Raw genomic sequence first — 22,571 nt, forward strand, 5'->3', positions numbered from 1 at the left:
CCTCATAGATTAGAAGAATAACTCCTTAATCAATGCCGTTAAGAAAATATTTGCAAGTGCAATCGGCAATAATACTTTCCATCCAAACTCCATTAACTGGTCACCTCTTATACGCGGGAATGTAACGCGGAACCAAATTAATAGAAAGACTACACTGCTAAATTTCAAAGCAAACCATACGGCACCTGGGATAAATCCAAGAAACATGACTGGATTCCATCCTCCTAAAAAGAGCACTGTAATTAACGATGCCATCCCGAAGAAATATACGTACTCTGAAAGCATGAAAAACGCCCAGCGAAAACCTGAGTATTCCGTATGGTATCCAGAAACAAGTTCTGACTCCGCTTCTGGCAAATCGAATGGCGTCCTATTTAACTCTGCAACTGCTGCGATTAAGAAAACGACGAAGCCAATTGGCTGTACGAAAATGTACCAAACCTTCTCCTGCGCCGCTACAATCTCATTTAAATTCAGGCTCCCAGCTAGCAAAACGATACCAATTACACTCATTACAAGCGGAATCTCATAAGAAATCATTTGCGCCGCCGCACGCATCCCTCCTAAAAGGGAATATTTATTATTTGATGCCCATCCCCCAGTTACAACACCTATCGTCGTAATACCGGAAACAGCAATATAATAAAGTAGCCCGACTCCAATATCTGCAAATTGAAATTTATCAGTGAACGGGATAACTGCAAGCACCATAAATGCTGGCGCAAATGCAATGACAGGCGCTAATATAAACAGCGGTTTATCTGCTGCTTTCGGAATACTATCTTCTTTCAATAATAGTTTTAAAACATCAGCTACCGTTTGCAGTAAACCGAATCGGCCTCCAACCTGGTTTGGTCCAATCCGGCCTTGCATAAACCCCATCACTTTCCGTTCTGCCAAGATTCCATATGTAACGAAGCCAAGGACTGCAAATAGTAGAAGCACCGCTAATCCGAAAAAAATGAAGAAATTCGTCCAGCTTGAAGGTGATTGTAAGAGCGTCTCAATCATTAGCCATCAACCTCCCCAAGTACAATATCAACTCCACCTAAAATCGTAATTAAATTAGCGATATTTTCACCTTTTAATAACTTCGGTAAAATTTGCAAGTTATAAAAAGATGGCCTGCGAAACTTCAAACGGTACGGCTCTTTCTTTCCGTCACTAGCGATATAACAACCAATCTCTCCGCGCGGCGATTCGATACGTACAAACGCTTCTCCCTTAGGTGCCTTAATAATTTTCGGTACTTTTGCCAGCACAGCTCCATCTTTTGGGAACTGCTGAACCGCTTGCTCAACAATCTTTAAAGACTCTTCGATTTCTTGCATTCGGCAAACGTAGCGATCCCAAGCATCTCCCACGCTTCCAACAGGAATATCAAAATCAAAACGATCATAAATCGAATACGGCTCATCTTTGCGAAGATCCCAGTTTACTCCAGTGCACCGCAAATTTGCTCCGCTTAAAGAATACGAAATCGCTTCTTCCGCGCTATATATACCAACGCCTTTCACACGATTTAAGAAAATCTCATTACCGCTAACAAGATCATGATAACCTGCCAATTGCTCTCTCATATAGGGAATAAACTCTTCCACCTTTTCAATCCAACCATCTGGCGCATCCCACTTCACACCGCCAACTCTCATATAGTTAAAAGTAAGCCGTGCCCCGCATAATTCATTTAATAAATTTATAATCATCTCTCGTTCACGAAACGCGTACAAAAACGGGCTGACCGCTCCTATATCAAGAAGATTTGTCCCCCACCAAACGAGATGGCTCGCAATTCTCCCAAGCTCCATCGCAAGTACTCGCAAGTATTCGGCACGCTCCGGAATTTCAAGCCCCATCATCGTCTCTACAGCATGGCAAATGACGTAATTATTCGTCATGGCTGATAAATAGTCCATTCGATCTGTATAAGGGATAATTTGCGTATACTGTAAGCTCTCAGCGATCTTTTCCGTCCCGCGATGCAAATACCCAATAACCGGTGTAGCCTCTTTAATAATTTCTCCGTCAATCTTAATTACGAGCCTAAACACACCATGTGTACTCGGATGCTGAGGTCCTACATTCAAAAGCATCTCTTCCGTGCGGATCATAGCTACACCTCCACATCATACGGTTCATAGTCTTTTCTAAGCGGATATCCTACCCAATCATCTGGCATTAAAATACGCGTTAAATTCGGATGCCCTTTAAATACAATTCCGAGCAAATCGTACGCTTCTCTCTCCGGCCAGTCAGCCCCTTTCCAAAGCGCTGTCACAGATTCAACTTGCGGCGCTTCCCGGTCTAGCTTTACCTTCACCGCTACCGATTGTTTCTTACCATATGAAAACAAATGAACATACACTTCCATATGTGTCACAAAATCCGTCGCATGTAGCTCTGACATATAATCAAAAGCAAGTCCCTCATGGAATCGCAGTGACTCCATCACTTCATAATATTTTGCAGGATCCACCACAAGAGTTGGCACATCCTTTGACAGTTTATTAATGTAGGAATCTACTAATGCACCCTCTCCTACCTTCTCCCTAATAGCCTCAACATACTGATTTAAATACGGCTGATTTACGGACGGTTCTTCCTGCTTCGGCTCATCCTCTTTCTTACCTTCAGCTCCCTTTGTCTTCGCTCTTGCAGCCGCTGCTGCTTTCGCTTTTGCCGCTGCAATTGCCTTGGCCTTTTCATCTCCCGAATCCCCATCACCTTGCGAGGCTTTCTGCTTCGCTAATGCTGCCGCTTTTGCCTTGGCCACCGCCACCGCCTTCGCCTTGGCTTTCTCTTTTTCTTCTTCCGTTACTTCTTCTGTCCCTTCTCTTTTCTGTTTCGCTAACGCCGCCGCTTTTGCTTTTGCAGCTGCTGCCGCCTTCGCCTTGGCTTTCTCTTTTTCTTCTTCCGTTACTTCTTCTGTCCCTTCTCTTTTCTGTTTCGCTAACGCCGCCGCTTTCGCTTTTGCTGCCGCTGCTGCCTTTGCCTTCACTTTCGCTTTTTCTTCTTCCGTTACTTCTTCTGTTCCTTCTCTTTTCTGCTTCGCTAACGCTGCCGCTTTTGCTTTTGCTGCCGCTGCTGCCTTCGCCTTCACTTTCGCTTTTTCTTCTTCCGTTACTTCTTCTGTTCCTTCTCTTTTCTGCTTCGCTAACGCTGCCGCTTTTGCCTTGGCTTTCGCTTTTTCTTCTTCCGTTACTTCTTCTGTCCCTTCTCTTTTCTGTTTCGCTAACGCCGCCGCTTTCGCTTTTGCTGCCGCTGCTGCACGTCGTTTTGCTTCTTCTATAGTAATATCATCATTTTTTGGTAGCGCTTTCTCTTTTTCTCGATCTTCTGCCTCAAGCTCACTTATTTCCGCCCCGTGTTTCGCTACAAGGCGTTTTCTCGCTTCTTCTTTTGCACGCCTAGCTGCTTCTTTTTTCAGATCCTCTAAATCTTTGTTTGGATTACTCATTTATTCGTCACCTGCTTCCCGGTCTTTGCTTCGTAACGAATTTTTTCTTTTAATTTATTAATTCCATAAATTAAAGCAGCCGGATTTGGGGGACAACCAGGAATATACACATCAACTGGTACGATTTGGTCTACACCTTTCACAACAGCATATGAATTTACATACGGACCACCTGCTGTCGCACAAGATCCCATAGCAATAACCCATTTCGGTTCAGGCATTTGATCATATAAACGCCGAACAATAGGAGCCATCTTCTTCGTTACTGTTCCCGATACAATCATGACGTCCGATTGCCTTGGTGAAGTTCGAAAAAATGACCCAAATCGATCTAAATCATAATGTGATGAGCCTACTCCCATCATTTCAATTGCACAGCACGCCAGTCCGAATGTCATCGGCCATAAAGAATTGCTCCTCGCCCATCCTTTCAACTGTTCCAATGTAGAAAAAAAGATATTTCGTTCTAATTCTGCTCGCTCATTTGGATGTAATTCCTCAAAATTTATAACCATTGTAACACCTTCTTTTTCCAAGCATACGCTAATCCAACTAGCAACATTACAACAAAGATGAGCATCTCAATTAATGCAAATAAACCTAGCTTGTCATACGCAACAGCCCAAGGATATAAAAATAAAGTTTCTACATCAAAGATCACAAACAATAAAGCGAAAATATAATAACGAGCATGAAACCGAATATTTGCATCGTGAAAAGGCTCAATTCCACTCTCATACGTCGTCGCCTTTGCTGCACTTGGTTTATTTGGGCGCAGCATCCTTCCTAATGTAAGAGCCACTACCGGCAGCAATATACCTAATAGCAAGAAAATCAAAACGATCATATAACTATTTTCATATACACTTGCCATTGTGAAACCCTCCCCCCTAAATTAAGAACAAGTTCACATAGTAAACAATATGTCCTAGTTGCAGTAATTATTATTTTTAAATTTTTCTAAATAATGCAACTATTCTAATCATTATAGCAAACTTCAAATTCCTATGTCGATATGTTGGGAGACAGAAACAAGAATTATTAAAATCTATCTTTACAACTTGCTATAATTGTGCAAAATAAATATAAAACTTATATATGCTTTTCAAGGAACCGTAGGTGATATAAATGAAAAAACAAACACATGTAAGTATTCTTATAAGCATTGTATTGCTGTCCATAACGCTTCACTACGTAGCGATGCCTTTTCTATATGAATACTCATTTCCTTTTCAGCTATTAATCGGAACGAGTACCCTATTAATTGATATTATCGCTTGTAGTTATATTCTTTACTTTTCAAACATGAAAGAAGGGCTACCTCGTTTATTTTGGATCATATTATCTGTTGGAGCTCTCTCTTATTTTATCGGTGATATAGTCGTTGCCTATCAGCGTTTAATTGTAAAGGACTTCTATACGTTCGTTGATCCGTCTGATTTTTTTTACTTACTTTTTTTAGTTAGTTTTGCCTTTGCCTTTCTATACGAAATCATTTACAACCGAGATTTATTAGAAAAACTTTTTATGCTATGTGATATTTGTATTATCGTTACAGCCCAATTTACTTTAAGTTACTACTTACTTATTGAACGAACCATTCACATCTTTACAACATCCTATATCGACATATTTGTTCAACTTACCTATCCAATGGCTGATTTACTCTTTCTCTTAATAGGAATCAATCTTTTATTCAAACCACTATCCTTATTACCTAAAAAGGTTGGTGCGCTTCTTGGCAGTGCTTTAATTTTATATGCTACTACCGATGCGATTTATGCTTATATAAAATACTTCATACCAGAGTATTCTATGTTTACAGTTACTCCTTTCTATCAAGTAACCTTAGTACTAGTAGCAATTGCCTGTATTCTCCATACAAAAGAACCTGAAAAACAAGAACAAGTACTACTAACACTTAAAATTGGTGAAGCAATCCGATTATCATTACCGTATATTTCGGTAGTAATGCTTATTGTTTTTATATTAGTCGAATACGTTTTTGCGCCTATTATAGTAATCGGACTTATAATAACTTTCTCTTTCGTTCTCATACGTCATAGTTTAGTTCGAAAACAAAATAAAATATTATTGCTAGCTCAAATGCAATTCAACTCAGAACTCGAGAAACAAATTGAACTACGTACAGAAGATTTAGTAGAACAGAAAAATGAACTCTATCATAATCAACAAATGTTTAAATCTTTATACGAGCATCATCCAGATCCAATCTTCACATTAGATTTGTACGGTAATTTTCTCAAAGTAAATAACGCTGGTACTACTTTACTTGGTTATCAAACGAATGAATTATTAAACCAGCCTTACTATTCACTCATATACGAAGAAGATTTAGAAGAAATGATTAACGCCTTTCATCGTGTAAAAAAGGGATATTCTATCTCTTTAGAAATACGGGCGTACCATAAAAACAGAGATATTTACTACTTGCACGTTACCGCCGTACCGATCTTTTTAAAGGAGAAAATTTCTGGGGTTTATTTAATGATTAAAGATATTACGGAAAGCAAACAACAACAAGAACAAATTAATTTCCTAGCATACCATGATACTTTAACAGAGCTTGCAAATCGTCGTGCATTTCATAAACATTTAGAACAGGCAATTGCACGAGCAAAAGTATCGAAAAAGCCTTTTGCTGTTATGTTTCTCGACCTAGACCGTTTTAAAGTTATTAATGATACCCTCGGTCATCGAGTAGGAGACCTATTGCTTATCGCAGTAGCAAAAAGGCTCGAAAGAATATCAACATCAAATATGAAACTCGCTCGGCTAGCTGGGGATGAGTTCACGATCCTTATCGAAAATTACAAAAAAAAGCCAGATGTCCAAAAAATGGCTGATATGATTGTAGCGGCCATGAATGAGCCATTTGAAATCGAAAATCAACATTTACAAATCTCACCAAGTATCGGAATTGCAATATATCCTGAAGCAGGTGAAGATCCACTATCCATTTTGCAGCATGCTGATATGGCCATGTACGAAGCAAAGAATAAAGGAAAAAACGGTAGCTCTCTTTACACGAAAGAACTATATAAAAAAATGGAGCGAAAAGCTCGAATTGAAAAAGATCTGCCAATCGCTTTAGTAAACAAAGAATTTTATCTCGTTTATCAACCACAAATTGATACGACAACAAATAAAATTATCGGTGCTGAAGCTTTAATACGGTGGAAACACCCGCTATTAGGTGATATTTCACCATGTGAGTTTATTCCAATTGTAGAAGAGACGCCACAAGTAGTCCCACTTGGACATTGGGTATTACAAGAAGCTTGTCTCCAATTAAAAATATGGCATACCTTTGGCTACCAAAATTTAAAAATAAGTGTTAATTTATCTGCAAAAGAGTTCCGGCAAGATCAATTAATCGAAAACATTTCACAAATATTAAACGACGTGCAAGTCGACCCAAAATATGTAACCCTTGAGTTAACAGAAAGAATTGCAATGATTGACGAGAAAGAAACGTTATTAAGACTGAAGCAATTAAAAGAATACGGTATCCAAACTTCCATTGATGACTTCGGTACTGGGTATTCTTCTCTTGCTTATTTATCAATTTTTCCAATCGACACATTAAAAGTACCGAGAGAATTTACACAATTAGCTGATCATCGTCCTGAAGAACGAGCCATCGTTTCTACAATCCTTTCCCTCGCAAATACTTTAAATCTTTCAGTCGTTGCCGAAGGAATTGAAACCGAAAAACAACTTAAGTTCCTGCAAAAACATAAATGTAAATATATGCAAGGTTACTATTTCAGTAAACCACTTACTAGCAATCAATTTATAAAGTTTCTACAAAAAACCCCCAGTATGAACAAATAATTCATACTGGGGGTTTTATAGTGCTAAATATTTTTCTCATAATATTCTTCTGCAATCTCTTCGTAAAAAGCTGCAGATGTCGTATAGAAATATGGAATTAACCATAAGAATCCAATCCCTAATGTAATACAACTTAATATAAACCAACCGATAAAACTTAAACATAAAATGAAATACTCCATCTTATGTCCATCCATCATACGACGACTTTCTGTAATAGCTTGGTTCAGTGAATACTCAGGATGATCATTTATAATAAAGTATGTCATCGCATAAGAAAATGATTTAATAATACCTGGAATAATGAACAATAACGTCCATAAGAAAAGATAAAGATTTACTAATAAATATAATAAAAATGATTTTAGAAATCTCTTTCCCTCTGAAAACCAAATGAATACATTACCGATACTAGCTTGATTTTCACGAAGGATATTTAAACCAAGGTAATATCCACCTAAAGTTAACGGTCCAGTAACAAAAAATGTAAGAATATTCGTTGAAAGTGAACCATTTGTTTTTTGCCAACCGAAAATTAAAGAAAATCCCCAATCAACACTAAAACTAAAAGCCGTGATAAGAATTGAAATGAGCAGTGTAGCTCCAACAGCTAATCCCCATTTCCCTTCTAATGAATCTAGTGCTTCTCCTTTTAAATCACTAATCATGCGTAGCCTCGCCTCCTATACACAATAATTCTATTAGTATAGCATGTTCCTATTGCAATTCACCTTTTGAAATGTAACGATAAAAGTGTGCTGTCGTTGTACTCATATACGGACTAAGCCAAAGAAATCCTATTCCAAAAGTAAGAAGCGCTAAAACAACCCAGCCTATGAAGCTCAGCCATAAAAGAAACAAATCTAACTTATGACCCCTCATAAGATTCTTACTTTCCTTCATCGCCTGCGAAACACTATATTCTGGATTTTCAATCATCACATAGTACGTCAGTGCATAAGAAAAATACATCACAATCATACCAACAATTGAAATTGCTAATAGTACGAAGAAAGCTATTGTAAACGACAGATTTCCTTCTTCACCTAAGAATATGAATAAACCTGTTAACAACATCGGAATCCATGTACCCGTATATAACAAAATTGCAAGCATTGCCCACATTGTTTTCATCATTCTTTTAAAGCCACGAAATCCTTCGAATAAGTAATCTACTTTAGCATCTTCTCGTTTACTAATCTGTAAAAATACATTTGTATAACCATATGACGTAATCCCATACGATGCGTTACTCAAAATTATCATAATGCAATAAAAAATTCCAAAGGTAATACCCGCTCCAATTGACATCGTTTCCGCTTCAAATGATCCAGTCACACTTACAACTAAAAGAAATATAATAATTCCTGGAATTAATAATATAAGCATTGCAGCCATCGAAACGACATAACTTAAAATAAAATATAAAATCGTTGATCCAACACCTAGTCCCCATTTTCCCTTTAAAGAGTACAATGCTTCTCGTTTCATTTCACCAATCATTGATTCATCCCCTTCATAAAATATAAATTGTTGTACACTTCTACTTATACAAGCATCAATATAATTATACCATTTTTGTAAAATTATCCATAAAATACACACAAAAAAAATCTGTAAGGGCAAGAGCCCTTACAGATTTTTTTATTTCATATCAGAAACGTTTAAACGGTTCACGGCACGTTGCAAGGCCATTTCTGCACGTCTAAAGTCAACATGTGCTTGTTTGTCTTGCATACGTTGCTCAGCGCGACGCTTCGCTTCATTTGCACGATGGATATCGATATGGTTTGCTTCTTCAGCAGATGATGATAATACAGTCACTTTATCTGGACGAACTTCGATAAAGCCACCGCTTACTGCTACATAATCAGTGTGTCCACCATTTTTCAGACGAACTGCACTAATTTTTAATGGTGCAACAGTTGGAATGTGACCTGGTAAGATCCCCATTTCCCCACTCTCTGCTTTTACACTTACCATTTCTACTTCTTTTTCGTAAACCGGTCCATCAGGAGTTACAATACTGACTGGAAATGTCTTCATACTTCGTCCCTCCTAAGGCCTTACGCCATCATTTTCTTCGCGTTCTCAATAACTTCTTCAATGCTACCAACTAAGCGGAATGCATCTTCTGGAAGGTCATCATATTTTCCTTCTAGAATTTCTTTGAAGCCACTAACTGTATTTTTTACAGGTACGTAAGAACCTTTTTGACCTGTAAACTGCTCAGCTACGTGGAAGTTTTGAGATAAGAAGAATTGAATACGACGAGCACGATGTACAACTAACTTATCTTCTTCAGATAACTCATCCATACCTAAGATAGCGATGATATCTTGAAGTTCTTTGTAACGTTGTAAAGTTTGCTGCACTTGACGTGCTACTTCATAATGCTCTTCTCCTACGATTTCTGGAGAAAGTGCACGAGATGTAGATGCTAATGGATCTACGGCTGGGTAAATACCCATTTGTGTTAAACGACGCTCTAAGTTTGTTGTTGCATCTAAGTGAGCGAATGTTGTAGCTGGTGCTGGGTCAGTATAGTCATCGGCTGGTACATATACCGCTTGGATAGACGTGATAGACCCTTTATTTGTAGATGTAATACGCTCTTGTAATTGACCCATTTCTGTTGCAAGTGTTGGTTGGTAACCTACCGCAGATGGCATACGACCAAGAAGGGCAGATACTTCAGAACCAGCTTGCGTGAAACGGAAGATGTTATCGATGAACAGAAGTACGTCTTGTCCTTGCTCATCACGGAAATGCTCAGCCATTGTTAAACCTGTTAATGCAACACGTTGACGTGCTCCAGGTGGCTCATTCATTTGTCCGAATACCATCGCAGTTTTCTTGATTACGCCAGAATCGCTCATTTCATGGTATAAGTCATTACCCTCACGAGTACGCTCACCTACACCAGCGAATACAGAGATACCACCGTGCTCTTGTGCGATGTTGTTAATTAATTCCTGAATTAATACTGTTTTACCTACGCCGGCACCACCGAATAGGCCGATCTTACCACCCTTAATGTAAGGAGCAAGTAAGTCTACTACTTTAATACCAGTTTCAAGAATTTCTACTTTAGTAGATAATTCTTCGAATGCAGGTGCTTGACGGTGAATTGGATCACGGTGTACATCCGCAGGAAGTTCACCATCTAAGTCAATTGCATCACCTAATACGTTGAATACACGACCAAGTGTTGCATCACCAACTGGTACAGAGATTGCTTTACCAGTATCTTCTACTTCTGTGCCACGAACAAGTCCATCTGTGGAAGACATCGCAACTGTACGAACTGTATCATCACCTAAATGAAGTGCAACTTCAAATGTTAAGTTCATGCTTCCGTTTTCGTTGCTTTGTTTTACCGTAAGGGCGTTGTAGATTTCTGGTAGCTTTCCGCCATCAAACTTAACGTCTACAACCGGACCCATGATTTGCGTAACGCGCCCTTTATTCATCGGGTTCCCTCCTAGCTTTCTTTTAATTAGCCAGCTTTCTAAGCGAAGTCGGCTTTTAATTTTTTATTAGTTTAGCTTACGCGACTCTTTTGAAAGAGCCGCTTCCACTTTTTATTGAATCTAGTTCCAGCGGCTAGAACAGTCGGTCATTTCGCGCCTTCCTGTGAGGCAAACTACGCCTCTTCGTCAGGAGCTCCAATGCCCTCCTGTTCTGGACGAGCCGCTTCCACTTTTTATTACTATTCTAACGCTGCTGCTCCACCAACGATTTCCGTAATTTCTTGCGTAATCGCTGCCTGACGCGCACGGTTGAATGAAAGTGTAAGTGAATCGATAACTTCCATTGCGTTGTCTGTAGCACTCTTCATTGCTGTCATACGCGCTGCGTGCTCACTTGCTTTACCATCTAGTAATGCACCGTACACTAAGCTTTCTGCGTATTGTGGCAATAATACTTTTAAAATTTCTTCTTCAGAAGGTTCAAATTCATAAGCTGTCGTCGGTTTGTCAGACGCCACATCAGTAAGCGGTAAAATTTTATTTTCCGTTACTTCTTGTGAAATTTTACTTACGTAATGGTTGTAGTAAATATACAGCTCATCATAAGCACCATCTGCGAACATCGCAATTGCTCGAGAAGCAAGATCTTTAATATCAGTAAATGATGGGTGGTCAGATAATCCAACTACTTCATCAATGATGTTAAAGCCGCGACGTTTTAAATAATCACGTCCTAGTCGTCCAAGTACAATAATTGAATATTGATTTGAATCCATATTATGACGTTCACGAATTACGTTACTTACTGTACGTAATACGTTACTGTTATAACCACCTGCTAGTCCGCGATCAGATGTAATAACGATGTATCCTGTACGCTTTACAGGACGCGCATTTAGCATTGGATGATTAATTCCTTTACTTCCTTGCGCAATGCTCGCTACTACTTCTTGAATCTTTTCCATATACGGAACGAAAGATTTAGCATTTTGCTCTGCACGGTTTAACTTAGATGCAGATACCATCTCCATCGCCTTCGTAATTTGACTCGTTTTCTTTGTCGAGGTAATCTTCGCTTTTATATCGCGTAAAGATGCCACAGGTTTTCACCACCTTTTTTCCGGAAGTTGGCACGATTAGTAAGAATCCTCTTCCTAATCTACGTTGCAAGATATTCTTGCTCATGATTGAAGGAAAAGAATAGGTGCACCTACTCTTTTCCTTTACATAACCGTCAGCAATCTCAGAGGCTGAGATGCCTTATATATTATCTAGCGTCGGCGGCTTGTACGAGCCGCTTCCGCTTTTATTAATCTAGTTCCGCCTCTTAGCCGATGGGGCTGAACAGTCGGCTTCACTTTTATTATTATTCAGAAGCTACGAATACTTTTTTAAATCCGTTAATTGCTGCTGCAAATTTGTCGTCATCCGCAAGTTTCTTAGTTGTGCGGATTTCTTCTAATAAGTCAGTCGCATTAGAATCTAACCAAGCATGGAATTCTTCTTCGAAACGAGTGATATCTACTACTGGGATATCATCTAGGAATCCACGTGTTAAAGCGTAAAGAATGATAACTTGTTTCTCTACACGTAACGGTTTGTGTAATCCTTGTTTTAATACCTCAACAGTACGAGCACCACGGTTTAATTTCGCTTGAGTTGCTTTATCAAGGTCAGAACCGAACTGAGCGAACGCTTCTAACTCACGGTAAGATGCAAGGTCAAGACGAAGTGTACCTGATACTTTACTCATTGCTTTAATCTGAGCAGATCCACCTACACGAGATACAGAAGTACCCGCATCAATCGCTGGACGTACGCCAGAGAAGAATAGGTCAGATTGTAAGAAGATTTGTCCATCCGTAATAGAAATTACGTTTGTTGGGATGTATGCTGATACGTCCCCTGCTTGTGTTTCGATGAAAGGTAGTGCAGTTAAAGAACCGCCGCCTCTTGCATCACTTAATTTTGCTGCACGCTCTAATAAGCGAGAATGTAAGTAGAATACATCCCCTGGATAAGCTTCACGACCTGGAGGACGACGTAATAGTAATGACAGCTCACGGTAAGCCGCTGCTTGTTTTGATAAGTCATCATATACTACTAATACGTGTTTACCATTGTACATGAACTCTTCACCCATTGTTACACCAGCATAAGGAGCTAAGTATAATAATGGAGCTGGTTGAGAAGCAGATGCAGTTACAACGATTGTGTACTCTAATGCACCGTGCTTACGTAGTGTTTCTACTACGTTACGTACAGTTGATTCTTTTTGTCCGATAGCTACATAGATACAAATCATATCTTCATCTTTTTGGTTAATGATTGTATCAAGTGCAACTGCTGTTTTACCAGTTTGACGGTCACCGATGATTAACTCACGTTGACCACGGCCAATTGGTACAAGAGCGTCGATCGCTTTAATACCTGTTTGAAGTGGCTCATGAACAGATTTACGATCCATTACACCTGGTGCTGGACTTTCGATTGGACGAGTGTTTGTTGTATTGATTGGGCCTAAACCATCAACTGGTTGACCTAATGGGTTTACAACACGACCAATTAGTTCTTTTCCTACTGGTACTTGCATGATGCGACCAGTACGACGAACTTCGTCACCTTCACGGATTTCTGTGTAAGGTCCTAAAATGATAATACCTACGTTGTTTTCCTCTAAGTTTTGTGCTAGTCCCATAACGCCGTTAGAGAACTCTACAAGCTCACCAGCCATAACGTTATCAAGACCATGAGCACGCGCAATACCGTCACCAACTTGGATAACTGTACCAACATCACTAACTTCGATTTCAGACTGATAGTTCTCGATTTGTTGCTTTATCAGTGCGCTAATTTCTTCAGCTCTGATGCTCATGTGCTTCACCCCTATCTATTCTTCATTAATTCACGCTGAATACGTGCTAATTTTCCTTGTAAACTTCCGTCATAAATGCGATTTCCAATGCGTACTTTAATTCCGCCTAGTAAATCTTCATCTACAACATTTTTCACGCGAATTGCATCTTTTCCCGTTCTCTTTGCAAATGCTTCTGCAATGTTAAGCTTCTCTTCTTCAGATAGAAGACGAATAGAATATACAGTTGCATCCGCTACGTTACGTTCTTCATTAGCAAGAACAACATATTCATCTGCAATTTCAGGTAAGATATCAATACGCTTGTTATCAATTAAAATATATAACGTATTTAAAATTGATTCAGAAACAGATCCGAATACGTTTGCAAGAAACGTTTTCTTCTGCTCTTTTGAAATGTTCGGTTGCGTTAAAAAGCTATGTAGTTCTCCGTTCTTTACATAAACGTTTTGTACAAGGCGTAATTCTTCTTCAAACATTTCTAATACGTGTTTTTCTTTTGCAATTTTAAAAAGAGCGACAGCATAACGTTTTGCTACAATCCCATTGCTCATCGCGCTTCTCCTACTTCTTTAATATAATCGCGAATTAACTTAACTTGATCTTCTTCTTTTAATTCTTTTTCAATTACTTTAGAAGCAATTTGAACAGATAAAGAAGCGACTTGTTCTTGTAAAGCAGCAATCGCTTGCTCTTTTTCGCGTTGAATTTCTTGTACAGCAGATGCTTTAATTGACTCTGCTTCTTCTTTCGCAGCAGCAACAATAACATCCTTTTGATCTACAGCTTGTTTTTTCGCTCTTTCGATTAACTCTTGTGCTTCAACACGTGATTGTTTTAACATTTCACGTTGTTCTTCTACTAACTTCTTCGCTTCAGCGTTACTTCTTTCTGCAGCGTCGATTTCATTAGTAACATGCTCTTCACGTTCTTTCATAATTCCCATTAAAGGACCCCACGCAAATTTGCGTAGCATTACTAATAGAATTAAGAAAATGAACAATGTATAAGCAATCGTTCCAAATGGAATGGCAGCTCCTAATAATAAAGTTGGCACAAGGATTCACTCCCTTCAAAATATCTAAATTGATCATATGAAAAAAAAAGACATACGTTTCGTTCATAAAGCAATGGCGAAGAAAGTTCGGAAAAACACTCTTCGCCATCTATGTAAGGGGAGTCTCCCTTATTTGTTCATTACGATGAATGCAATAACTACACCGATGATTGGAAGTGCCTCAACTAAAGCAACCCCGATGAACATAATTGTTTGAAGTGCGCCTTTTAATTCTGGTTGACGAGCAACACCTTCGATTGTACGTGATACGATAAGACCGTTACCAATACCTGCACCTAATGCTGATAAACCAATTGCAATTGCAGCTGCGATTACACCTAAACTCATTTAATTTGTCCTCCTTTGTATTATAAAAAAATAAATTTTTTCTTACTTAAATTATATTAATGGTCATGACTTACTTTATGAGCCATATAAACCATCGTTAACATAACGAAAATAAATGCTTGGATTGATCCAACGAATACACTGAATCCCATCCATGCTAACATTGGTACAAGCGCACCTAATGCTCCAAGGAATGATGCCCCGCCTAACTTAGCAAGTAATCCTAATAAGATCTCACCTGCATAAATGTTACCGAATAAACGAAGACCTAACGTTAATGTGTTAGCAAACTCCTCAATAACCTTTAATGGGAATAAGAATTTCATAGGTTGGAAATAACCTTTAACATACTCTTTCGTACCCTTCATCTTAATTCCATAATAATGGGTGAGGGTAACTACCATCACGGCTAATGTTAATGTAACTGCTGGATCAGACGTTGGTGACCTCCACCATGCAATATGTTCGCCAGCTTCAGTTGCTGAATACATGAATGGTAAACCAAGGAAGTTCGATACGATGATAAACATGATAAGCGTAACGCCAAGCGTTAAGAAACGTCCACCTGTTTTCCAGTCCATCGTACTATTGATAATCCCTTTCACGAAGTCAAACACCCATTCCATGAAGTTTTGCATCCCGGTTGGGCGAAGGGCTAAGCTGCGAGTTCCGATAACAGCGATTAAGAAAACAATAACTGCTGCTACAGTAACCATCATAACTGATGACAAATCGAACGTTAAACCTAGAAATTCAACTAATTTACCGTGTTCCACTAGTAATTCACCTCTCTTCCCTGCTCTTATACTCTAAATAAAGAAAATCTATGATCATGACAAGGTATCCTGTCAGCAATCCTACACCTAAGCCCCACATCGCAATTAACTCTTGATATTTGGCTGCAAATAAAATTAATAACCCAATCGTGGCGAATCTTGAATATGTACTTACAGCTGTCGCCTTAAACTTCACGTTTTCTCCATTTGTTACGCGATCTAACAGCTTGTCTGTTCTACGTGCAATGATGCGCAAACTAAGAAAACTGAAAATCGTTCCGATAATCAGCCCAAGAAATACATCCTTGTAAGAGGTAAATCCCCATCCTAGCACTAGAAGCGCAAGCAAGTAGTACATATATTTCTTTTGTCTTTGGACAAGTCCATGTACGTCTATCATCATTGCTCTCCCGAATAGTAATGTCGAATGAGTCGAATCATTGCGTATACCCCTGTTCCTAACCCGAGTAATAACCCTATAATAAGAAACAATGGAAACGTTCCAACCTTATTATCAATCCACTGCCCACCAAAGATTCCAACAAGTATAGAACCGACTAACTGAGCAAGAATTCCTGACATTAAAGCATATGCTTTTATATGGCTGCGATCGTTTTTTTGCAAGGATTCATCCCTCCAATATGTAACCCTCATTCACGATGTGTTAATAATAACTCATTTTTTTGCATAAATCCTATACAAAACAAAAAGTTTACATTTTCGTCACGGAATAGATGTAATTTTGTCACTGAAAGCCCTACCATCTATCCCCGTTGTTAGCATACAATAGGGTATTAACAGTGTCAACGAGAAATCGTAAAAAATCTAAAAATTTGAGTATTAGGCATTTCCTCCCAAAAATGAAAACGTTCCCCTTCTAAATACTGGTTACATATATGCAATTTCTAACAGTTTTCTCTTTATAATAGAAGGAAATGTTCACAAGTTTGTCACTATTATATTTTCGAGATATAACGCTTTTCTTCCATAATATAGTGTTCCTCAGACGTAAGACTTCTATATTATATGTGATGTGTATGCAACTTATGTTGTATATACGATGTATATTTATCCTCCCCCTCCCCTACTTGTTTGCAGCAAAAAAAAAACGAGCAGGGGAATCTCCCCTGCTCGTCAGTTGTCTTACTTCGTTCCGAATAAACGGTCACCAGCATCACCAAGACCTGGTACTACATATCCGTGGTCATTTAATTTCTCATCTAATGCTGCTACATAAATATCAACATCAGGATGTTCTTCTTGTACTACTTTTACCCCTTCTGGAGCTGCAACGATACACATTAATTTAATTTGTTTCGCACCGCGCTTTTTCAGAGAGTTAATCGCTTCAGCCGCAGAACCACCTGTTGCTAGCATCGGATCTAGTACGATAAAGTCGCGCTCTTCTACATCCGTTGGAAGTTTCACATAGTATTCTACCGGTTGCAATGTTTTAGGGTCACGGTATAAACCAACGTGTCCTACTTTTGCTGCTGGAATTAATTTCAGAATTCCATCAACCATTCCTAAACCTGCACGTAAAATCGGAATTAAACCAAGTTTTTTACCAGCGATCACTTTTGTTGTCGCTTTGCTTACAGGCGTTTCAATTTCGATGTCCTTAAGCGGAAGGTCGCGAGTAATTTCGAAAGCCATTAAGCTTGCTACTTCGTCCACTAATTCACGAAAATCTTTCGTACCTGTATTCTTATCGCGAATATATGTAATCTTATGTTGAATTAACGGGTGATCAAATACATACAGTTTTCCCATGTGAATCTCTCCTTTAGATGATATTCATGCGTTTGCACGCTTTTTTACACTATTTACGATTGTAAAGAAAACGCTACTAATATTCAAGGGCAAATTTGGCAAAATCATGATTTTACGATGAATCTATCTAGTATCTTTACCAATTATGGGAGCTGTATCCTTCATTATATCGCCAAAATTTATTCATCATTTGTATACATACTTTAAAAATAATATATGTCCACAAAAAAGACCGCCAAAACAATTAAGTCTCGGCAGTCTTCTTCAATCTATTATAGATTTGGATACATTGGGAATTTGCTAGTTAACGCTTCTACACGCTTACGTACTTCTTCTAATGCAGCTTCATTTTCATGATTTTTTAATGTATAAGCAATAAGTGACGCAATTTCATCCATTTCTTCTAAACCGAAACCACGAGATGTTACAGCTGCTGTACCGATACGTACACCACTTGTTACAAATGGGCTTGCTGTTTCAAATGGAATTGTATTTTTGTTCACTGTAATACCAACTTCATCTAATACGTGCTCTGCTACTTTACCTGTGATTTCTAAGTTACGAACATCAATCAAGATTAAGTGATTGTCTGTTCCGCCAGAAACAAGTGTAAGTCCTTCTTTTTGAAGACCTTCAGCTAAGCGGTTCGCATTGTTAATGATATTTTGTGCATATGTTTTGAAATCATCTTGAAGTGCTTCACCAAACGCAACAGCTTTTGCAGCGATTACGTGCATAAGTGGACCACCTTGAATACCAGGGAAGATTGATTTATCAATTTGTTTTGCAAATTGCTCTTCACATAAAATCATACCACCACGCGGGCCACGTAACGTTTTATGTGTTGTCGTTGTAACGAAATGTGCATGTGGTACTGGATTTGGATGTAAACCAGCAGCTACTAAACCAGCGATATGTGCCATATCAACCATTAAATAAGCGCCCACTTCATCTGCAATCTCACGGAATCGCTTGAAATCGATAACACGAGGGTATGCACTTGCACCTGCAACGATTAATTTTGGTTTATGTTCTTTCGCTTTTGCTAATACATCATCGTAATTAATACGGTGAGAATCAGCATCCACGCCATATTCTACGAAATTATATTGTACTCCACTGAAGTTAACAGGGCTTCCGTGTGTTAAGTGACCACCATGAGATAAATTCATACCAAGTACTGTATCGCCTTGCTCTAAAATCGTGAAGTATACTGCCATGTTCGCTTGTGCACCAGAGTGTGGTTGAACATTTACGTGCTCTGCGCCGAAAATTTCTTTCACGCGATCACGTGCGATATCTTCTACTACGTCTACGTGTTCACAGCCACCATAATAACGTTTTCCAGGATATCCTTCAGCATACTTATTCGTTAAAACAGAACCTTGCGCCTCCATTACTGCTTCACTTACGAAGTTTTCCGAAGCAATTAACTCAATCTTCGAACGCTGTCTTCCTAGTTCTGCCTCAATTGCAGCAAATACCTTTTCATCTTGACGTTTTAAATGATCCACCAAAATCCCCCTTTTCTGAACGAATTACATCAATTCCCAACAGTTTTTTCTTATTTATTCAGAAAAAACGAAAATTCAGGTTGTAATTCTTTCGAACCTTCATGTTTTCAACTACATTCTAACATGACTTTCTATATCATAAAAGAAAAAAAAGACCGAAAATCGGTCTTTTCTTTCTTCTACTATAAAGTCAGACAACATACCTTTTATCTTATGATAAACAGCTACTATATGACTTCCTAATTTCTCATATTTAACTGCAAGTGGTAGTCTCTTCCGCCACCGCGTAAACAGCACGTGCTCCACCTATTAGTTTTCCACGTGTTTTGGCCATCGTTACATGTGCACTTCCAATTGCCTTCACACTTGTACGAACCGGAACAGCTACATGTTTTAAATGCATACCAATAAACGTATCACCAATATCCATTCCTGCATCTGCTTTAATAAACTCAACTACTACCGGATCTTTCAAATTGTGATACGCATATGTTCCCAATGCACCACCTGCTGATCTAACAGGCGTAACTGTTACAATTTCAAATTGATATTTTATCGCTACTTCTCTCTCAACCACTAAAGCACGGTTTAAATGCTCACAACATTGAAACGCTAATTCAATACCTGTTTGCTCTTGAAATTGTTTTAACTCAGAAAAAATCGCCTCTGCTACTTCCATCGTTCCTGATGTTCCAATTCTTTCGCCTAGCACTTCGCTCGTGCTACAACCCACTACAAAAATTTGACCGCTTTGTAATGAAGCTTGTTCTTGGAAATCAGAAAGCGACATTTGTAGCTGTTCTCTTACCTTTACGATTTCTGTCATTACGCCTCTTCCTTTCACAGGTTGGTTCACCAAATTATATTTCACACTACTGATAGTTAGAATGTATTACTTTGTTTCGTATGTTTTAATTTTTCCTACGCGGTTTTCGTGACGACCACCTTCATAGTCAGTTGTTAACCAGATTTTCGCGATATCACGCGCTAGACCAGCACCAATTACACGCTCGCCCATTGCTAGCATGTTAGTGTCATTATGCTCTCTCGTTGCTTTCGCGCTGAAAGTATCATGAACTAACGCACAACGGATACCATTTACTTTGTTTGCTGCGATTGACATACCAATGCCTGTCCCACAAACTAAAATACCACGATCCACTTCACCATTCGCTACCATTTCAGCTGCTGGAAACGCAAAGTCAGGGTAATCAACAGAACCAGCTTCACATTCACAACCTAAATCAACATATTCAATATTTAACTCTTCTAATAAATTTACAAGTTCTTTGCGGATATTCATACCGCCGTGATCAGATGCTATTACTACTTTCATTTTTACCCCTCCAAAGTTTCAATCAATTATCTTCATTTCACACTCGCTACCTCAATAGGACGAAGTGATCTCCAATATCGTATTATACACGAAACATCAACCTACCGAATGTTTTTTCAGTAAAGTTTGTACAAGTTTTTCCATCTCATCTAACGTTTCTTTATAAATAGAAAGCGAGCCTCCAAATGGATCTGAAATGTCCTTGCCTATACCTTCAGTTAATCCATATAACGTATTCAATTTCTTTTCAACACTCGGATAATGCCCAAGTACAATTTGTTTATGATTTTCTGTCATCGTTACGACAATATCAGCCCAATCAAGCAAAGTTTCGTTTACTTGCTGCGCGGTATGGTCAATTGAAATCCCTTTTTCAGCTAAAGCTTCCTTCGCATGTACCGATGCATCGCTCCCAGGATAGGCGAAAACACCGGCAGATTGTACTTCAAACCTATCTCCTCCGTGATGACGAAGCAACGCCTCAGCCATTGGACTACGACATGTATTGCCAGTACAAACAAATAATACTCGTTTCATCCAAACCCACCCCTATATTCGATTTCTTACCACTCATCATAACTTACATTAGAATAGAACAAAAGAAATGTGAATATACAAAAGGCGCATTTCTCTTATATTTTTTCTAAGAAAAATGCGCCTTATCCACATATATGTGAAACCCTATTTCCAAGTGCCCAGAGTATTTTAACATACCTACTGAATATGCAACAAAAATAAGGAATCCATTTCATACGAAACGGATTCCTCTTATACAGCAATTATTTCATTGTAACTTTCATTACTTCTGTTGAACCTTTTGTAGCTGTTACGCCTACAGTTGTCTTAATAGACTCAGCTGCATCTGTGTTTGTAATAACGATTGGAGTAATTGTGCTTTTCGCTTTTTCACGGATTAATTCTAAGTCGAATGAGATTAATTTATCTCCAGCTTTTACAGCTTGGCCTTCAGAAACGTGAGCTTCGAAACCTTCGCCTTCCATTTTTACAGTTTCTAATCCAACGTGGATTAAAATTTCTGTGCCGTTTTTCGCTTTAATTCCGATAGCATGTTTTGTGTGGAATAATTGTACGATTTCACCATCAACTGGAGATACAACTACACCTTCAGTAGGATCGATTGCAACACCGTCACCCATCATACGACCAGCGAATACTGGATCTGGTACTTCTTCAATATTTTTCACTGCTCCAGTTAATGGAGCTACGATTGTTTCTTCATTTGTTTTTGAACCAAGACCGAATAATTTTTTAAACATAGGATAGTCCTCCTTATAATTTACCTAAAAGTTTATAGGGCAATCCCTAGTAAAGCTCGGGATACATGTAAGACTTCATACTTCGAATATTATACTGTAAAAACGCTTTCGAAATAAATTACGTCATTACTAATAGACTCTTATTGTAGCGCTTCACAAAATTCCAGTCAATTCTGATTGTCTGAATAACAATAAGAAGTTAACTTCTATTTATATTTTCTCTTTTTTTGCCCAACTTGTCTAGAGGTCTTTACCACATTTTATTTTTTGTTGTTAATTTGTAAAATTTAATTCAAAATTTTTTCAAAATCCACTTGACTAAAGTAAGTAACTATTTTATTATTACTTACGTAAGGTAAGTTAATAACTTTTAGGGGGTTTTTTAAAAATGATGGATTTCGGTCTACTTATTATTCGTCTTATTATAGGAATTACATTCATGGGTCATGGCGCTCAAAAATTATTTGGTTGGTTCGGCGGTTACGGTTTAAAAGGAACAGGTGGCTGGATGGAGTCAATCGGTTTACGCCCTGGTGTATTTATGGCATTTATGGCTGGCGCAACTGAATTACTAGGTGGTTTCTTATTCGCATCAGGTATTTTCATTGTAGTTGGTTCATTATTTATCGTTGGAACAATGTTAATGGCTATCTTCACTGTTCACGGAAAAAATGGTTACTGGGTAACACAAAATGGATATGAATATAACTTAATGTTAATCGCTGTTGCTGTTGGTGTAGCTTTAATCGGACCTGGCGCATACGTTTTACTTTAATTTTTATCTCAGATTTGAGATTCTTGAAAAAGAACTTACTTCATTACAATTG

26 protein-coding genes are annotated in these 22,571 nt (G+C 38.4%); 2 read left to right on the plus strand and 24 right to left on the minus strand.

The window, feature by feature from the left end; genetic code table 11:
- Positions 1–9: 9 nt before the first annotated feature.
- From nuoH to nuoA, 5 genes are read right to left on the minus strand one after another with little or no spacing between them, the layout of a single operon-like run.
- The gene (nuoH, locus tag ACO6VI_RS07100) at positions 10–1,011 is read right to left on the minus strand and encodes an NADH-quinone oxidoreductase subunit NuoH (RefSeq protein WP_000573426.1); all 1,002 of its coding nucleotides are present in this window, start codon (positions 1,009–1,011) and stop codon (positions 10–12) included.
- Positions 1,011–2,111: an NADH-quinone oxidoreductase subunit NuoD gene (gene nuoD, locus ACO6VI_RS07105; protein ID WP_422423054.1), complete on the minus strand. Its 1,101-nt coding sequence runs from the start codon at positions 2,109–2,111 to the stop codon at positions 1,011–1,013. The genes nuoH and nuoD overlap by 1 nt, the downstream gene beginning before the upstream one ends.
- Before the next feature lie 2 nt (positions 2,112–2,113).
- Complete coding sequence (locus tag ACO6VI_RS07110) at positions 2,114–3,457, minus strand: NADH-quinone oxidoreductase subunit C (protein ID WP_422423056.1); 1,344 nt, start codon at positions 3,455–3,457, stop codon at positions 2,114–2,116.
- Positions 3,454–3,972 (minus strand): NADH-quinone oxidoreductase subunit NuoB, encoded by a 519-nt coding sequence (gene nuoB / locus ACO6VI_RS07115; protein ID WP_000236331.1) that lies wholly within the window; start codon positions 3,970–3,972, stop codon positions 3,454–3,456. The genes ACO6VI_RS07110 and nuoB overlap by 4 nt, the downstream gene beginning before the upstream one ends.
- Positions 3,963–4,331 (minus strand): NADH-quinone oxidoreductase subunit NuoA, encoded by a 369-nt coding sequence (gene nuoA, locus ACO6VI_RS07120; RefSeq protein ID WP_000179273.1) that lies wholly within the window; start codon positions 4,329–4,331, stop codon positions 3,963–3,965. The genes nuoB and nuoA overlap by 10 nt, the downstream gene beginning before the upstream one ends.
- Before the next feature lie 254 nt (positions 4,332–4,585).
- Here nuoA and ACO6VI_RS07125 point away from each other — a divergent pair, with 254 nt between their 5' ends.
- Positions 4,586–7,315, plus strand: a complete 2,730-nt coding sequence (locus ACO6VI_RS07125; RefSeq protein ID WP_422423059.1) for a putative bifunctional diguanylate cyclase/phosphodiesterase — start codon at positions 4,586–4,588, stop codon at positions 7,313–7,315.
- 23 nt (positions 7,316–7,338) lie between these two features.
- Here the strand turns inward: ACO6VI_RS07125 and ACO6VI_RS07130 are convergent, their stop codons facing one another.
- From ACO6VI_RS07130 to ACO6VI_RS07220, 19 genes are all read right to left on the minus strand, one after another.
- Positions 7,339–7,983 carry a DUF975 family protein gene (locus ACO6VI_RS07130; RefSeq protein WP_023523558.1) on the minus strand — a complete coding sequence of 215 codons (645 nt, stop codon included), beginning with the start codon at positions 7,981–7,983 and terminating at the stop codon, positions 7,339–7,341.
- 49 nt (positions 7,984–8,032) lie between these two features.
- Complete coding sequence (locus ACO6VI_RS07135; protein WP_161520361.1) at positions 8,033–8,818, minus strand: DUF975 family protein; 786 nt, start codon at positions 8,816–8,818, stop codon at positions 8,033–8,035.
- Between the two features lie 141 nt (positions 8,819–8,959).
- Positions 8,960–9,361: a F0F1 ATP synthase subunit epsilon gene (gene atpC, locus ACO6VI_RS07140; RefSeq protein ID WP_000847215.1), complete on the minus strand. Its 402-nt coding sequence runs from the start codon at positions 9,359–9,361 to the stop codon at positions 8,960–8,962.
- Positions 9,362–9,381: 20 nt separating this feature from the next.
- Positions 9,382–10,788, minus strand: a complete 1,407-nt coding sequence (atpD, locus tag ACO6VI_RS07145; RefSeq protein WP_001032596.1) for a F0F1 ATP synthase subunit beta — start codon at positions 10,786–10,788, stop codon at positions 9,382–9,384.
- Between the two features lie 239 nt (positions 10,789–11,027).
- Positions 11,028–11,888: a F0F1 ATP synthase subunit gamma gene (gene atpG / locus ACO6VI_RS07150; protein ID WP_000157703.1), complete on the minus strand. Its 861-nt coding sequence runs from the start codon at positions 11,886–11,888 to the stop codon at positions 11,028–11,030.
- Between the two features lie 266 nt (positions 11,889–12,154).
- Positions 12,155–13,663 carry a F0F1 ATP synthase subunit alpha gene (gene atpA / locus ACO6VI_RS07155; RefSeq protein ID WP_000027521.1) on the minus strand — a complete coding sequence of 503 codons (1,509 nt, stop codon included), beginning with the start codon at positions 13,661–13,663 and terminating at the stop codon, positions 12,155–12,157.
- A gap of 11 nt (positions 13,664–13,674) precedes the next feature.
- Positions 13,675–14,217: a F0F1 ATP synthase subunit delta gene (atpH, locus tag ACO6VI_RS07160; RefSeq protein WP_000064682.1), complete on the minus strand. Its 543-nt coding sequence runs from the start codon at positions 14,215–14,217 to the stop codon at positions 13,675–13,677.
- Complete coding sequence (atpF, locus tag ACO6VI_RS07165) at positions 14,214–14,720, minus strand: F0F1 ATP synthase subunit B (protein WP_001142615.1); 507 nt, start codon at positions 14,718–14,720, stop codon at positions 14,214–14,216. The genes atpH and atpF overlap by 4 nt, the downstream gene beginning before the upstream one ends.
- Positions 14,721–14,849: 129 nt before the next feature.
- Positions 14,850–15,068, minus strand: coding sequence for a F0F1 ATP synthase subunit C (atpE, locus tag ACO6VI_RS07170; RefSeq protein WP_000052064.1), 219 nt, complete (start codon positions 15,066–15,068; stop codon positions 14,850–14,852).
- A gap of 56 nt (positions 15,069–15,124) precedes the next feature.
- Positions 15,125–15,844 (minus strand): F0F1 ATP synthase subunit A, encoded by a 720-nt coding sequence (atpB, locus tag ACO6VI_RS07175; protein ID WP_000399870.1) that lies wholly within the window; start codon positions 15,842–15,844, stop codon positions 15,125–15,127.
- Between the two features lie 7 nt (positions 15,845–15,851).
- Entirely contained in the window at positions 15,852–16,244 is a 393-nt protein-coding gene (locus tag ACO6VI_RS07180) for an ATP synthase subunit I (RefSeq protein WP_000567600.1), read from the minus strand.
- The gene (locus ACO6VI_RS07185) at positions 16,244–16,468 is read right to left on the minus strand and encodes an AtpZ/AtpI family protein (protein ID WP_001171223.1); all 225 of its coding nucleotides are present in this window, start codon (positions 16,466–16,468) and stop codon (positions 16,244–16,246) included. Before ACO6VI_RS07185 ends, ACO6VI_RS07180 begins: the two co-directional genes overlap by 1 nt.
- A gap of 26 nt (positions 16,469–16,494) precedes the next feature.
- Complete coding sequence (locus ACO6VI_RS07190; RefSeq protein ID WP_000232962.1) at positions 16,495–16,608, minus strand: DUF4024 domain-containing protein; 114 nt, start codon at positions 16,606–16,608, stop codon at positions 16,495–16,497.
- A 379-nt stretch (positions 16,609–16,987) separates the two neighbouring features.
- The gene (upp, locus tag ACO6VI_RS07195) at positions 16,988–17,617 is read right to left on the minus strand and encodes a uracil phosphoribosyltransferase (protein ID WP_000517539.1); all 630 of its coding nucleotides are present in this window, start codon (positions 17,615–17,617) and stop codon (positions 16,988–16,990) included.
- Between the two features lie 272 nt (positions 17,618–17,889).
- Entirely contained in the window at positions 17,890–19,131 is a 1,242-nt protein-coding gene (glyA, locus tag ACO6VI_RS07200) for a serine hydroxymethyltransferase (protein WP_000349806.1), read from the minus strand.
- Between the two features lie 253 nt (positions 19,132–19,384).
- Positions 19,385–19,957 (minus strand): TIGR01440 family protein, encoded by a 573-nt coding sequence (locus tag ACO6VI_RS07205; protein ID WP_000136377.1) that lies wholly within the window; start codon positions 19,955–19,957, stop codon positions 19,385–19,387.
- A 66-nt stretch (positions 19,958–20,023) separates the two neighbouring features.
- Positions 20,024–20,467, minus strand: coding sequence for a ribose 5-phosphate isomerase B (gene rpiB, locus ACO6VI_RS07210; RefSeq protein WP_000869539.1), 444 nt, complete (start codon positions 20,465–20,467; stop codon positions 20,024–20,026).
- Between the two features lie 96 nt (positions 20,468–20,563).
- On the minus strand, positions 20,564–21,004 hold the full coding sequence (locus ACO6VI_RS07215; RefSeq protein ID WP_000832375.1) for a low molecular weight protein arginine phosphatase: 441 nt from the start codon (positions 21,002–21,004) through the stop codon (positions 20,564–20,566).
- Between the two features lie 242 nt (positions 21,005–21,246).
- Positions 21,247–21,744: a PTS sugar transporter subunit IIA gene (locus ACO6VI_RS07220; RefSeq protein WP_000473666.1), complete on the minus strand. Its 498-nt coding sequence runs from the start codon at positions 21,742–21,744 to the stop codon at positions 21,247–21,249.
- A 388-nt stretch (positions 21,745–22,132) separates the two neighbouring features.
- Between ACO6VI_RS07220 and ACO6VI_RS07225 the strand changes: the two genes are divergently transcribed.
- A complete protein-coding gene (locus ACO6VI_RS07225) occupies positions 22,133–22,519 on the plus strand; it encodes a DoxX family protein (RefSeq protein WP_000968616.1) in 387 nt (128 codons plus the stop codon).
- Positions 22,520–22,571: the final 52 nt, after the last annotated feature.

Source organism: Bacillus sp. PSXD-155 (assembly GCF_049310765.1).
Lineage (GTDB): Bacteria > Bacillota > Bacilli > Bacillales > Bacillaceae_G > Bacillus_A > Bacillus_A cereus.